The following is a 12,663-nucleotide window of genomic DNA, read 5'->3' on the forward strand; positions in this document are numbered from 1 at the left end:
GACTCCCCGCGCTACAGCGCCTCGGTAAACAGCTGTTTGCGATCGCCGGGTACCTGACGGATTTCAATTTCCGTCCCCGCCTGCGTCAGCTCCTGCAACAGCGCAATCTCTTCCGGCAGGACGTTAATCGCTTTCGAGATATTGCGGCTGCCCTCGCGCGCCTTGATGCCGCCGAGGTTGATGCTGACGATCTGCGGCACCGCCGACGCCAGTCGCCAGGCGTCCGCCACCGACTCGACGACGATAAACAGCTTGTACTTATCGGTGACGCCGCTTTTGATCGCCTCGATGGCGTCGTCGATGCTTTTGATCACCAGCTTCACCGCTGGCGGCTTCGCCAGCTTGATGGTGGTTTTGCGCAGGTCGTCGTTCGGCACGCTGTCGTTGGCGATCAGAATGCAGTCGGCGCCAATATATTGCGTCCAGGAAAAGGCCACCTGGCCGTGCAGCAGTCGGTGATCGACACGTAAGAGCTTTATCATTGTTATCCTCCTCGCTCAGAAATCTTTGTCGGCGCAGCGGGCGCCGCTGATGGTCTGGTTGCAGTACTGCATGCCTTCTCTGGCGTTGGCCAGCGCCTCGTGGATAAGCTGAAGCGCAGGCTCGTCCGGCGGCGCGATCAACATCTCAATCACCAGCGGCAGGTTTAAGCCCGCCAGCAGATGAAAATCGGGTCGATGGAGATAGCGAATAAATTCGTTGTTCACGCTGCCGGCGAAGATGTCGGTAATGACAATCAGCTCGTCCTGCGGCGTAAAGGCGTCCATCAGGCTATCCACCTGGCGGGTTAAATCTTCGTTTTCATCCACATAGGCGCACAGCGTGTGCAGGTGCGGCTGGGCGCCCAGTATTAACTCGACGGAATGACGGATGCCGGCGGCGAAGGTGCCGTGGCTGGCAAAAATGTAGTGACGTTTCATCCTGACCTCATCAAGCGTTTCCACGCAGAAATAAGAGCAACCGGCGTGCCAGAAATAGTGGCGCGCCGGAAACGAAGCGGCAGAAGGGATTAAAACTCTTGATCTGACGGGATAAATTCGGTCTGGCGATGCAAAATATCGTGGATGTAATGCAGCTCGGCGTCGGGGATTTTGACACTGTAGCTGGCCTCAATGACACTAAGCGCCTCGCGCAGCGGATTGAGCTGCCGCGACGGACGCTGCGTTCCGCTGTAACGCTGAATCGCCGCCTGACGGATGAGCCGCTCAATCAGGCAGCTGATATGAATATAGAGCGCCACCTTGCGATCGTTGGCGAGCTGTAGTCCGACAAGATGCTGATAGCGCAGCAAAAACTGTTCGACCTGATTAATCACCTTACCGGTATCCAGAATGGTCACCGACTCGATCACCCGCCGCAGCGAGAAGTTTTTCACGATCTGGTTATTGATCTCCTCAATCTGCGAGGCGCTGGCGAGGCCGCCGAGCAGGGTGTTCAGCGCCGCGCTGCCCTGGCCGGAAATCAGCGACTCCAGCGAAATCCACGGCACCGGCAGACCGGGATCGAGCGTGCCGACCACCGCCAGCACCTCATAACGCGCCAGCAGCGAGGCGCGCTTCGCCTCATCCGTCAGGCTGTCGTCGTCGCAGGCCACCATCTCAATCGCCAGCGCCTCCGGGATGCTCGCCTTCAACAGCGCGCTCAGGTTGCTGGCCGCGCCGAGTCCGGTGGCGCAGGCGGTGATAATGGCGCGCGGCTTGTTCTGCTGCGGCCAGATCAGCTGGTGCTCGATCGGCAGGTCGGCGGCCACCTCGCTGACGATCGCCTCCGGGTAGTCGCCGCGCAGGATGCGTTCGCCCACGTAAAGCGCCATGCGCGTCGAGACGTTGCTGATAATCGCCACCGGCGTGGTGATGCGGCGCTGGAAATGCTGGTGGATCAGGTTCAGCGATCCCATATCCACCAGAATCACCAGCCCGGACGCCAGCGCGTTGCGCTCGATATAGTTCATCACCTCGCTGGCGATCGCTTCCGGCGTCACGTCCAGCGGCATATCGAACGATTCGAACAGGTTGCTTTTCAACAGACGATTCGCCACGTTGGCGATGCTGCTGGCGGTCGCGTAGCCGTGTGCGAGGATCACCGCGCGCGTCATCTGCGTCTGGCTCAGCGCGCCGCTTTTTTGCAGCCAGAGGATCAGCAGCAGCGCGTCGATGCGCTGCGGCTGCAAATCGAGCTTATGAGTCACCGCCGACAGCACTTCATGGCAGAAGCGGCAGAGCAGCGGATAGCGCTGTTCCAGCGCGTGCGAGAGCTGGCGCATCAGTTCCGTATTCAGGCGTGCTGGCGTTTCGCTGGCGCGCTGTAACAGATAGTGGCTCAGGGCGTAGATGCAGTTGCCGTTAAATTGCAGACCGAAGCGCTTCTCCAGCCGGTAGAATTCTTCGCGCACCTGGCTGCTGGTCAGCAGCAGCATCGACGACGCTTCCCGATCGCGGTTATCGAAAATCAGCCGGTCGAACAGCATCTCAATCTCGCCGCCCATGCGCTTTTCCATCTCTTCCCACGCCATCAGCCCGCCGCGCCAGCGTGCGAACAGCGCCAGCACGCTAAGCTGCGTCTCCTGAATTAACAGGCGCGCGCCGTTCTGCTGCCGCAGCAGCCAGTCGGGCGAGGCGGCGCGATCGATCAGCAGCGGCTCGTCCGGCACCTGCGGGTCGCCGAGCGCGGGCAGCTGCGCCATCACCGTCTCCGGCAGATCGTGCAGCGTCACCTCAATAGTGGTCTGTCCGCGCTGCCGCGCCCAGGCGGAGGCGACGCTGTATTTCACCGCGTTCTTCATCTCGCCGACGTTGCCGCGCCAGATATGGCTTTCCAGCGCCGCCGTCAGCCGCGGGCTGAGCCGCAGGTTGCCGCCCACCCGCTGCGCCTCGCGCCAGAAAAACTGCCGCATCAGCGCCTGCTTCTCCTGTTGGCTGCGGCTTTCCAAATCGGGCAGCGTCACCTGAATGGGAATACGGCGGATAAAGGTGGTAAGAAAGGTGCTGTGCACCTCCTCGGTAGTGGCGAAAATCAGCCGTGCCTGCACCTGCTGCCCCTGCGCCGTTTCGCCCACCCGGAAGATCTCCTTGCGGTCGAGCCAGGTAAACAGCTTCTCCTGCCCCTCGGCGTTGAGACGGTGCACCTCATCGAGAAACAGAATGCCGCCCTGCGCCGCCTCGAACGCGCCCGCCCGATCGCTGACCGCGCCGGTAAAGGCGCCCTTCACATAGCCGAACAGGTTGGCGGCCAGCAGTTCGGGATTGCTGGCGTACTGAGCGCAGTTGAAGTTGATAAAGGGCGCGTCGGGCGCGATCACCTGCTGCGCGATGGCGTACTCATGCAGCAGCTGCGCCATATAGCTTTTGCCGGTGCCGCTGTCGCCGGTGATCAACAGCGGCAGTCCGCCGTCGGGATAGAACAGCGCGGTTTTCAGCTGCTCGATCGGTTTCTTCAGGCTGCCGTCATGGCCGATCAGCAGCGCAAAATGGTCGGCGGCGGGCGCGCGATCCCCCTCCTCCGCTAACAGCTCATCGACGCTGCTATATTCGCTGCGCGACAGCGGAAAGAACTGCTGCTCAAAGCTGCCCTTATGCAGAAAGCAGACCGGGCGGGTATTGATTTTTATCAGCTGTCCCTCGGCGACCAGCTGGTTGAGATAGTGGCTGGCGGTGTTGCGCTGCATGGCGAAGCGCTGTGCCAGCCAGCTGGCGGTGAAGACCTCGCTAAGGTGCTGCGGGTCAAAAAAATCGGTCTGATTAAGCAGAAAATTCAGTAATTTATCTTTGCGCATCATGATTTCCCCGGTTTACATCAAGGGCTATGATGCCGCGAAGTCAGCGATGCGGGCGTTCGTCGCGCCGGGGAATTGCCGTTTTGTGGCATGCCGCACAGATTGTCGCATCACCTTTGCAGGGCAGCAGGAACCCTTTGCGCGTCTGCGCCACTTAACAGACTGACCCCACACGCAATAAGGACCTGAGCATGATCACACTTCCCGGAGGGCCCGGCCCCCTGCAAACGCTGCCGCCACCCGATCTGAGCAACCTGAGCGACAAAAATCCGCTGGCGACCGGTGGCCCACTCGCATCCGGCGCGATGAATTCGCCGATCGATTTCGGTCAGAGCGGCGGCGGCGGCACCGATCTTGCGGCGCTGCTCGGCCAGAACGGCGGCAATCCGCAGCAGAAGGTGGATAACGCTATCGCTCAGACGCTGACCCAGCTGATCAGCGCGTTGATTTCGTCGCTGATGCCGCTGCTCCAGCAGCTTGCCAGCCAGCAGAACGCGGCCGCTTCAGGCGCTGGCGGCTCGCCGCAGAATTTGACTGCTGCGCCTGACGGCGGCCAGAGCGTCCCCCAACCCGGCTCCGACGGCCTGAGCGGGGCAACGCCGAACGGACCGACCGGCAACGGCATGACCACGCCGGTTAACGGCGCGGGCAACAACGTCACCGCGCCGTCCGGCGGCAGCGGGCTGCATCTGCCAGAGGCGCTGAAGCCGTATGAAGGCGCGATCCAGAATGCAGCGCAAAAAACCGGCGTGCCCGGCGAGGTGCTGGCGGCGCAAATCTGGCAGGAGTCGCGCGGCAACCTGGGCGCCGCCACGGTTAACGGCGGCAACGGCCTGCAGGACAGCGGCCTGATGCAGGTCAACAGCAACACCTTCGCCGATTTGCAGAGCAAAAACCCCGATCTGCTGGGGCCGAACGCCAGCGCCAGTAATCCTGCGGACAACATCATGGCGGGCGCGCTCTATATGAAAGAGCAGCTGGGTGACTTCGGCGGCAATATGGGCGCGGCGCTGCGTGCCTACAATTCCGGGCCGCTTAACGTCAACGTTAACGATCTCAGCGATATCTCGAAAACCGGCACCGGCGACGCCACCTATGTGAACAAGGTGATGAATTTCGCCTCGATCATCAGCAGCGGCCAGGGCACTCTGCCCGCGTGATAACCGCCTCCCTGCGCGTCAGGCGCGGGGAGGCAGCGTCGTCCGCACTCCACTCGTAAAAAAGTCCCTGCGCCGACGGTGCAGGGACCTGGATTGCGCCTTCTGCCTCATGAAAAAGGCGGTGGGTCTTTCTTGTTTTTGCCGCTGTTCTCCAGCACGATGGAAATCGTATCGGTAGCCGCCGTCACCGCCCAGCCGACCGGCCCGCGCGCCAGGCCCATTGCGCCCTCGGCCAGTCCTTTAAAGCCGCCGCTAAAGACCTCGCCCAGGGTGCGTGCTTCGCCGATATTGTTAAACACCGGCGCCAGGATCGACTTCAGAATAGGGATATTGGACAACACGCGGCCGATTTCGCCCATGCCCCACTGGAAGTTATCCTTGTTGGTGCCGTCTTTGCGCACGTGGGTATCCTTCGTCTGCGGCAGATTGCCGTCCGCAGGCAGCGCGCTCAATCCATTTTCGGCGATATCCTTCAATACGCCCGCTTCGGTACCGTGACGCGCGTCGCCATCCTTGGTGATCCCCTCGATTTTTCCGTTGCCGTGTACATCGCCGCGGCTCTCGCCGTCACGATCGTTGAGTCCTTTCACGCTGTTCAGCACGCAGGCCATATTGTAGGCGGCGTCGGCGCGGCTTTTCGGATCGGGGTTATCGGCGGTCCAGTCGCCGAAGCGCTCTTTCAACCGATCGCGTTTGATATCCTTCTGATTGCCCAGATTTTTCAGTACCGGGTTCTCGTCAAGGATCGCTTCCGCGCTGCGGTTATCGCCCGGCGGACGGCCGGTCAGGTTCTCCTCCGTCGGTCTGACGCTGGTGTCATGCTCGCTGGCGCGCACCTGTCCATTGCCTGCGCCGCCGTTCTGGGTAATGAGCGGCGTAAGATTTTGCAGCTTCTCATCCGGCGTCGCCGTCTGCTGCGCCTGTTGTCCGGCCGTCAGGTTCAGCATCAGCGCCTGTAACCCCATCAGCATCAGCAGGCTTTGTAAAAAAGCGCCCTGCTGTCCGCCGCTCGCCTGCGGCGCTTCGCCGGACACATCGTCCAGCAGCGGCGCGTTAGCCGCCGCGCCGCCGTAGTTGAGCACGCCGCTGTTTTTTAGCGCGGGCTGCTCAGTGACGCTGGCCAACAGCGCGCCGGACGGGGGCGCGGGTTTATCAGGAAAAAGGGGGGCGATGCCCCCTCCGTTAACGTTTAACGCCATTACTTCACGCCTCCGTTATTCTGCGAACCGCCGCCCAGCAGCGACATCAGCGCATTCAGACCGGTCATCTGCATCACCGAATTCAGCAGATTGCCCAGCATGTTGCCGCCGCCGGACTGTGCGTTGTTCTGGCCGCCATTATTACTTTGCGCGCCCGCGCTGTTGCCGCCGCCCTGCTGCATGCCGGTCAGTTGCTGCATCAGCTGCATCATTTGCTGCATCATCTGCATAACCTGCTGGATCATGCCGTTAACGCCGCCCTGATTGCCCTGCGCCGCCTGATTGCCAGCTGGCTGCTGCTGTTGCTGGCTCGCCTGCTGCAACGGATTTTGACCGCCGCCTTTCAGCAGCTGTTGCAGGCCAATCAGCATCAGCAGCTGTTGCAGCATCTGTCCGACGCCGCCGCTTTTGCCGCCCGATGAGAGCAGGCCTCCGCTCTGATTGCCAGGCTGCGCGGTGGTCGAGTACAGGTTATTGGCGGTGGCGCCGGTGCCGCCGGTAAGGCCGCTGCCCGTCAGGCCCAGCGCGCCGCCGCCAGCGTTCAGACCAAAGTCGAGCAGGTTACCGCCCAACTTGCCGCCCTTGCCGTTTTTCCCGTCCACACCCTGGCCGTTATTGAGGCTGGTGCTGTTATTGGTGATATTGCCGCCCGGCGTCGTGGTGTTGATACGCGGCCCGTTCGGACCGATATCCTGACGCCCTTTGCCGGATAAATCAGGTGGTGGCATGGTTGTTTTGCCGCCGCCGAAACCGCCGATTTTGAATCCCATACATCCTCCGGTTAAACGTTACATTTATGAATGAATTGAGCTTTACAGGCCCAGCCTGCTCGCCGGTTGCAGACATTTTTCAAGGCTTCGCAGGCTCTGACTCGCTTTGTAAGTGGCGCAGGGGAATGGGGAGTTCCATTTCTGTGCAAATTAGGTGTGCGGCAGCGCACAGACATAAAAATTTCATCTGACGCCCTTGATGTACAAGGCGTCGTCGCAAGCGGCACGGTAACAGGGCTGAACGTCATCCTGTCAGGAAATCCCTACAGCGACGTTGGAAATCCCTACGTGTTTATCAGCCCAGACTGATAGCTGTCGCAGATTGTTATGGCGGAAAGTAAGGAAACCGAATGGTTTTGTAATTTTTTATGACCGGCATGCCATAAAAAAAACTTCACAATTGTCATTGCCACATCAGCGTATAACTACGCGCAGCAAAAATTCGTGTCGAGTTACTGGAGACATTATGGTTAAAGCGATTACCACCAGCACGCGCTGCCCGGCGCAAGAGAGCCGGCGCACCGGCCATGCTGATCTGTCCCCGCTGAATTCGCCTGCGCTCACGGGGTGCGCCTTTCCAACGGCGGATATTCATGCGCATCTGCATAAACTGGTTGAGACTATCGCCCCGCTGAATGTGGATGTGCTGCTGGAAGGCGAAACCGGCACCGGCAAAGATACGCTGGCGCGCCGCATCTACGAACGCTCCGGCTGCCGTGGCCCGCTGGTGCCGGTCAACTGCGGCGCGATCCCGGAAACCCTGGCGGAAAGCGAGCTGTTCGGCGTGGTCTCCGGCGCCTACACCGGCGCCAGCCACTCGCGTCCCGGCTATATCGAGGCGGCGAACAACGGCATTCTGTTTCTCGACGAGATCGACAGCATGCCGCTGACGGTACAGGCTAAGCTGCTGCGCATGCTGGAGACACGCGCCATCGAGCGTCTCGGCAGCACACGCTGCATTCCGCTCACGTTGCGGGTGATCGCCGCCGCCCAGACGCCGCTGGAGCAGCTGGTGACGCAGGGCCGTTTCCGCCGCGATCTCTATTTCCGCCTGAACACCATTACGCTGGCGACGCCGACGGTGCGTTCGCGGCCGGAGCTGATTATTCCGCTGTTCCGCCAGTTCACCCAGGACGCCGCCCAGCGGCTCGATCAGCCGCTGCCGCCGCGTGCGCCAGGGCTGGACGAAGCGTTGCTGCTGCATAACTGGCCGGGCAACATCCGGGAGCTGAAAGCGGCGGCGGAGCGCTTTGTGTTGGGGCTGCCGCCGCTCTGCCAGCAGGCGATCCCGCAGGCGGAATCGATCGTCCTGAAAGAGCGTCTGCGCCGCATTGAGCGCAGCCTGATCCATGAGTGTCTGCATCGTCATGGCCACCGCATCGATGAGGTGGTGCATGAACTGGGCATTCCGCGCCGTACCCTTTACCACCGTCTGAAGCAGCTAAAGCTGAGCGCCTGAAGGCGCTTTCCGCCCTGAGCGCCGCGCGCCCGATTGCGCGCCCGGCGCCCCGTGTATCCCGCCCGTGAGAAAAAAATCCGCTTTTTTGGAACCGCCGCCGTCGCCTCGCCACTTAACTAACGAAACCATTGCAGCAGTACCAATCAACCATTAGCGAGGAAACAACCATGGGTGCAACTTCAGGTATTTCTAACTTCATCACCGGCGGCGCCAGCTCCCTGAGCCAGATTTCAGGCGCGTTGGGCGGCGCAGACTTTATGATGGAAATGCAGGGCGTACAGAAAGAGATGCAGCAGAACCAGGTGGCGAAAGCCAAGCTGGACGCGGAAAACCAGCGCATCAACGGCATCGCCGACAGCGCCGCGCAGGCGGGCTCGGCGGCCGCCCAGGTGAAGATCCAGTACTAAGCGTCGCGGGCAGGGAGGAGATCGCCTGACTCCTCCCTCTCTTCTTCTTTCACAGCGAGCCGAACCGATGAAAGTTAATCACGCATCTTCTCTGCCGACCCCTTCCGTTACGCTGGAAGCGGACAACGACGCGCCAGCCGCCAACGGCGCCGACGCGCAGTGGTTCAGCGCGGCGCTCAACGCGCCGGAAGCGTCAGCATCCGCAGGTTCCGGCGAGGCGCCCAATTTGATCGGCAGCCTGACCGGGGCGATCGCGCGCAACCAGCAGGCGCAGCAGAGCGCATTCCGCGATCTGGAGACCGCTTCGCGCTCCACCAGCTCGCTCGATTTTAGCGCCGCCAACGCCGCGCTGTCGGACTACTACGTACAGAGCCTGATGAACGCCAAGATCATCGCTAAAGGCGTACAGAGTCTGGATAAATTAACCAACCTACAGTAAACGCTATGCGACCTTCTCTGGTGAAAGCCTTGCTGATCGGTGCGCTTGCTCTGCTGCTGAGCGGCTGCGGCGACGATACCGTTCTGAACAGCAACCTGGCGGAAAACGACGCTAACGACATTATCGCTGAGCTGAACCGCTACCATATCGCCGCCAGCAAGCAGGTGGATAAAACGGGCGTCTCGGTGCGGGTGGCGTCGGAAAATATTGAGCGTTCGGTCAATATTCTCGACGCGGCCGGGCTGCCGCGCAAGGCGCGCACCAATCTCGGCGAGGTGTTCCAGAAAAGCGGCGTGATCTCCAGCCCGATGGAGGAGCGGGCGCGCTATATCTACGCCCTGTCGCAGGAGGTGGAATCGACGCTGGCGCAAATTGACGGCGTGGTGGTGGCGCGCGTGCATGTGGTGCTGCCGGAGCGCATCGCGCCGGGCGAACCGGTACAGCCCGCCTCCGCCTCGGTGTTTATCAAATATCACGACACGCTCGACCCTGACAGCATCGAGCCGCGCATTCGCCGCCTGGTGGCGACCAGTATTCCCGGCCTGGTGGGGCGCGACGATCGCGATCTCGCTATCGTGTTCGTACCGGCCAAAATGTATGAAGATCGCGTTGAAACAGTGAAGATGGGGCCTTTTACCCTTTCGCCGGGGCAGTATTCGCTGACAAAAGGCGTCTTAAGCGTCGCGGGCGTGCTGCTGCTGTTGATTCTCGGCATCGTGACGCTGCGCGCCGGCAAAAAAAGCGCGCGCCATACGGTCGCCAACCCAGGGAAACCGTCATGACCGCGCAGGCGTGGCTGACGTGGTGGCACAGCGGCTACTGGCGCGCGGCGCATGACAGCTGGCGTCAAGACGCCTGGTTTGCCCTGTCGCCTTCGCAACAGCAGCGGCTGACGCGCCTGCACGCCGGGACAATCGGACGGCAATGGGGCATCGACCCCGCGCCGCTGCCAGCGCCGCAGCCGCTGCTGCTGACAATCGCCTCGCTGGATGAAGCGGAAAAAACGCGACTGTTGCTGCTGGTCGCCGCCGTCTGCGGCGCGGAAACCGCGCTGCCCGGCGACGATAAAATCTGGTGCCGACGGCTGGCGAAAGGGCTGCGCCCGGAAAGCTGGCTGCCGGAAAACGTCTCTCCGACATCGGCATCGGCGCTGACGCTGTTGCAGGCGCTCGCGCCCGACTGCTGGCTTCGGCTGCGCATGGCCTTCCCGCGCGACGCCGCCCTTGCCTGCCCCTCACCGCCGCTGGCGCTGCCCGCCCGACGGCTACGGCCGATTTGGGAAGCGGCGCTGTGGCGCTGTCGGCCCACACAGGAAGAACAGGAGTCGGACGATGTGGCGTCTTAAGCAGATCGCCTGTTTTACGCCGCCGGGACCGCAGCAGGCAGTGCTCAGCCGCGACGATCTGGCGCAGCAGGCGCAGGCGCAATCGCTGCTGGACGCCGCGCAATATCAGGCGCAGGCGCTGATCGAACAGGCGCAGGAGGAGGCGCGACAGATTCGCCAGCAGGCGGAAGCGGACGCGATTTCGATCTGCGAAGACGCGCAGGCGCGCTTCTGGCAACAGGCGCAGCCGCTGTTCGACGACTGGCAACAACAGCGCGAGGCGCAGCAGCGCCAGGTGGTCGAACTGGCCAGCCGCCTGCTGGCCGAGGGGCTGTCGCACTGTCTGGCGCAGGTGCCGCCGCAGGATCGCCTGCAGGCGCTGCTGACCCAGCTGCTGAACCGCTGCGCGCCGGAAATCCAGGCGACGCTCTGCTGCGCGCCTTCTCAGCAGCCGACACTGGCGGCCTGGCTCAGCGAACGTCCGGCGCTGCGCTGGCGGCTGGCGCCCGACGAAGGGCTGCCGCCGGAGAGCCTGCGGCTGGTGACCGACCAGGGCGAAATGGCGATCGGCTGGCGAACGTTCTGTCAGGCTTTGGGCGCAGAGGGATAATTTTTTATCAGGCGCGGAACCCAACGCGCGCCAGCGCCACTCAAGGGAGGATCTTAACCTAAAGGAGATGCGCCATGCCTTCCGAAGATTTACTGCAACGCCGGTTATCCAGCCAGTCCAGCCGCACCCACAACGAGACCTATCAATTTGCTAAAGAGATGTCGGGCCAGCCGTTCAGCCTCAGCGATATGTACGCCTTCCAGAACCAGCTGTTGGATATGTCCAACGCCAGCTGGGCCAGCTCGCAGTACACCCAGTTCAAGTTCGGCATCCGCAAAGCGATTATCGATGCCATTAACTGACGCGTCGGCGCCCGCCGCCGCTCCCCTGACGCGCGGCAGCTACGGCTGCCGCTAACAGGCTTTCCCGCCCGATCGTGACATCAAGAAGAAAGGAGTAAGGTGTGATCACCCTGCCCGCAATAACAAGACCGCTGCGCTGGGCCGCCGCCCTGCTGCTGCTGGCCTGTAGCAGCCCGCTGTACGCCAGCACGCCGGAAGCCTGGAAGAACGGCGCCTACGCCTATTCCGCCGACAACACGCCGCTCAATATTATTCTCGAAGACTTCACCAACAGCTTCGGCGTCGACATCAATATCGGCACGCTGCCCGACAGCAACGTGACCGGCCGTCTGCGCGCCGCCAGCCCGGAGGCGTTTCTGAACCGTCTGGCGCTGGAGTACCGTTTTCAGTGGTTCGTCTATAACAACACGCTCTATGTCAGCCCGCTGTCGGCGCAAACCTCGCGCCGCCTGGAAATTTCGCCCGACGCCGCGCCCGATATCAAACAGGCGCTGAAGGGCGTCGGCCTGCTGGAGCCGCGCTTCGGCTGGGGCGAGCTGCCTGACGAGGGCGTGGTGCTGGTCACCGGTCCGCCGGAGTACGTCAATCTGATTGCCGACTTCGCCAAAAAATCGGACACGCCAAAAGAGGATAAATCGCCGAAAGAGATGATGGCGTTTCCGCTGAAGTACGCTTCGGTGGCCGACCGCAATATTCGCTACCGCGATCAGACGCTGCTGGTGCCGGGCGTCGCCACCATGCTGAACGAACTGCTGGGACAGAGCAGCAGCGACAGCGCCAAAGGCATGAGCAGCGGTCAGGGCGGCGATGACGGTATGGAGCAGATGCGGATGGAGTCGCAGAACGTGCTCAACCAGCTGATTGGTCGCGGTTCGCATCAGGATCGATCTTCCGCTGGCAGCGCGCTGAGCGCCATGGCGGGACGGGTTTCCGCCGACGTGCGCAACAATGCCCTGCTGGTGCGAGACGATCCGAAATACCGCAGCGCCTACCAGTCGCTGATCGCCATGATCGACGTGCCGCAGAAGCTGATCGAAATTGACGCGCTGATCGTCGATATCGATCGCAACGAACTGGCGCGCCTTTCCAGCAGCTGGGCGGGCCAGTTCGGCAACGTCAGCGGCGGATCGACGCTGCTTTCCGGCCCCAGCACGCTGTTCGTCACCGATTTCCGCCGCTTCTTCGCCGATATTCAGGCGCTGGAAGGCGAAGGCACCGCCC

The 12,663-nt window shown here is 62.0% G+C and carries 14 protein-coding genes; 9 read left to right on the forward strand and 5 right to left on the reverse strand.

Features of this window, described 5'->3' with window-relative positions; genetic code table 11:
- Window positions 1-11: 11 nt before the first annotated feature.
- From MYY08_RS05485 to MYY08_RS05495, 3 genes are all read right to left on the reverse strand, one after another.
- Entirely contained in the window at window positions 12-482 is a 471-nt protein-coding gene (locus tag MYY08_RS05485; protein WP_038628583.1) for a PTS sugar transporter subunit IIB, read from the reverse strand.
- A gap of 15 nt (window positions 483-497) precedes the next feature.
- On the reverse strand, window positions 498-920 hold the full coding sequence (locus tag MYY08_RS05490; RefSeq protein ID WP_038628585.1) for a PTS sugar transporter subunit IIA: 423 nt from the start codon (window positions 918-920) through the stop codon (window positions 498-500).
- An 89-nt stretch (window positions 921-1,009) separates the two neighbouring features.
- On the reverse strand, window positions 1,010-3,772 hold the full coding sequence (locus MYY08_RS05495) for a sigma-54-dependent transcriptional regulator (RefSeq protein WP_038630136.1): 2,763 nt from the start codon (window positions 3,770-3,772) through the stop codon (window positions 1,010-1,012).
- A 191-nt stretch (window positions 3,773-3,963) separates the two neighbouring features.
- Here MYY08_RS05495 and MYY08_RS05500 point away from each other — a divergent pair, with 191 nt between their 5' ends.
- Complete coding sequence (locus MYY08_RS05500; protein WP_288013701.1) at window positions 3,964-4,932, forward strand: lytic transglycosylase domain-containing protein; 969 nt, start codon at window positions 3,964-3,966, stop codon at window positions 4,930-4,932.
- Window positions 4,933-5,039: 107 nt separating this feature from the next.
- Here the strand turns inward: MYY08_RS05500 and MYY08_RS05505 are convergent, their stop codons facing one another.
- Window positions 5,040-6,131, reverse strand: coding sequence for a hypothetical protein (locus MYY08_RS05505; protein WP_288013704.1), 1,092 nt, complete (start codon window positions 6,129-6,131; stop codon window positions 5,040-5,042).
- Entirely contained in the window at window positions 6,131-6,901 is a 771-nt protein-coding gene (locus MYY08_RS05510; protein ID WP_288013707.1) for a hypothetical protein, read from the reverse strand. The genes MYY08_RS05505 and MYY08_RS05510 overlap by 1 nt, the downstream gene beginning before the upstream one ends.
- Window positions 6,902-7,367: 466 nt before the next feature.
- On the opposite strand from MYY08_RS05510, the gene MYY08_RS05515 reads away from it, so the two are divergent.
- From MYY08_RS05515 to MYY08_RS05550, 8 genes are all read left to right on the forward strand, one after another.
- The gene (locus tag MYY08_RS05515; protein WP_038628593.1) at window positions 7,368-8,360 is read left to right on the forward strand and encodes a sigma 54-interacting transcriptional regulator; all 993 of its coding nucleotides are present in this window, start codon (window positions 7,368-7,370) and stop codon (window positions 8,358-8,360) included.
- Between the two features lie 167 nt (window positions 8,361-8,527).
- Window positions 8,528-8,767, forward strand: a complete 240-nt coding sequence (locus tag MYY08_RS05520; RefSeq protein ID WP_038628595.1) for a hypothetical protein — start codon at window positions 8,528-8,530, stop codon at window positions 8,765-8,767.
- Between the two features lie 67 nt (window positions 8,768-8,834).
- Window positions 8,835-9,206 (forward strand): EscF/YscF/HrpA family type III secretion system needle major subunit, encoded by a 372-nt coding sequence (locus MYY08_RS05525; RefSeq protein ID WP_038628597.1) that lies wholly within the window; start codon window positions 8,835-8,837, stop codon window positions 9,204-9,206.
- A gap of 5 nt (window positions 9,207-9,211) precedes the next feature.
- The gene (gene sctJ / locus MYY08_RS05530) at window positions 9,212-9,988 is read left to right on the forward strand and encodes a type III secretion system inner membrane ring lipoprotein SctJ (protein WP_288013713.1); all 777 of its coding nucleotides are present in this window, start codon (window positions 9,212-9,214) and stop codon (window positions 9,986-9,988) included.
- Window positions 9,985-10,551 (forward strand): serine kinase, encoded by a 567-nt coding sequence (locus MYY08_RS05535; protein WP_104951413.1) that lies wholly within the window; start codon window positions 9,985-9,987, stop codon window positions 10,549-10,551. The genes sctJ and MYY08_RS05535 overlap by 4 nt, the downstream gene beginning before the upstream one ends.
- Window positions 10,538-11,140, forward strand: a complete 603-nt coding sequence (gene sctL, locus MYY08_RS05540; RefSeq protein WP_038628601.1) for a type III secretion system stator protein SctL — start codon at window positions 10,538-10,540, stop codon at window positions 11,138-11,140. The genes MYY08_RS05535 and sctL overlap by 14 nt, the downstream gene beginning before the upstream one ends.
- Window positions 11,141-11,214: 74 nt before the next feature.
- Window positions 11,215-11,442: an HrpF protein gene (locus MYY08_RS05545; protein ID WP_038628603.1), complete on the forward strand. Its 228-nt coding sequence runs from the start codon at window positions 11,215-11,217 to the stop codon at window positions 11,440-11,442.
- 101 nt (window positions 11,443-11,543) lie between these two features.
- The coding region (locus MYY08_RS05550; RefSeq protein ID WP_288013721.1) for a secretin N-terminal domain-containing protein at window positions 11,544-12,663 on the forward strand (1,120 nt) is incomplete at its 3' end.

It is taken from the genome of Mixta sp., from assembly GCF_024610815.1.
GTDB classification, from domain to species: domain Bacteria; phylum Pseudomonadota; class Gammaproteobacteria; order Enterobacterales; family Enterobacteriaceae; genus Mixta; species Mixta calida.

Coding starts and splice junctions, on each gene's coding strand:
- MYY08_RS05535 (WP_104951413.1), top strand. CDS start 9,985: ATGACCGCGCAGGCGTGGCTGACGTGGTGGCACAGCGGCTACTGGCGC.
- sctJ (WP_288013713.1), top strand. CDS start 9,212: ATGCGACCTTCTCTGGTGAAAGCCTTGCTGATCGGTGCGCTTGCTCTG.
- MYY08_RS05490 (WP_038628585.1), bottom strand. CDS start 920: ATGAAACGTCACTACATTTTTGCCAGCCACGGCACCTTCGCCGCCGGC.
- MYY08_RS05525 (WP_038628597.1), top strand. CDS start 8,835: ATGAAAGTTAATCACGCATCTTCTCTGCCGACCCCTTCCGTTACGCTG.
- MYY08_RS05515 (WP_038628593.1), top strand. CDS start 7,368: ATGGTTAAAGCGATTACCACCAGCACGCGCTGCCCGGCGCAAGAGAGC.
- MYY08_RS05505 (WP_288013704.1), bottom strand. CDS start 6,131: ATGGCGTTAAACGTTAACGGAGGGGGCATCGCCCCCCTTTTTCCTGAT.
- sctL (WP_038628601.1), top strand. CDS start 10,538: ATGTGGCGTCTTAAGCAGATCGCCTGTTTTACGCCGCCGGGACCGCAG.
- MYY08_RS05510 (WP_288013707.1), bottom strand. CDS start 6,901: ATGGGATTCAAAATCGGCGGTTTCGGCGGCGGCAAAACAACCATGCCA.
- MYY08_RS05500 (WP_288013701.1), top strand. CDS start 3,964: ATGATCACACTTCCCGGAGGGCCCGGCCCCCTGCAAACGCTGCCGCCA.
- MYY08_RS05520 (WP_038628595.1), top strand. CDS start 8,528: ATGGGTGCAACTTCAGGTATTTCTAACTTCATCACCGGCGGCGCCAGC.
- MYY08_RS05485 (WP_038628583.1), bottom strand. CDS start 482: ATGATAAAGCTCTTACGTGTCGATCACCGACTGCTGCACGGCCAGGTG.
- MYY08_RS05495 (WP_038630136.1), bottom strand. CDS start 3,772: ATGCGCAAAGATAAATTACTGAATTTTCTGCTTAATCAGACCGATTTT.
- MYY08_RS05545 (WP_038628603.1), top strand. CDS start 11,215: ATGCCTTCCGAAGATTTACTGCAACGCCGGTTATCCAGCCAGTCCAGC.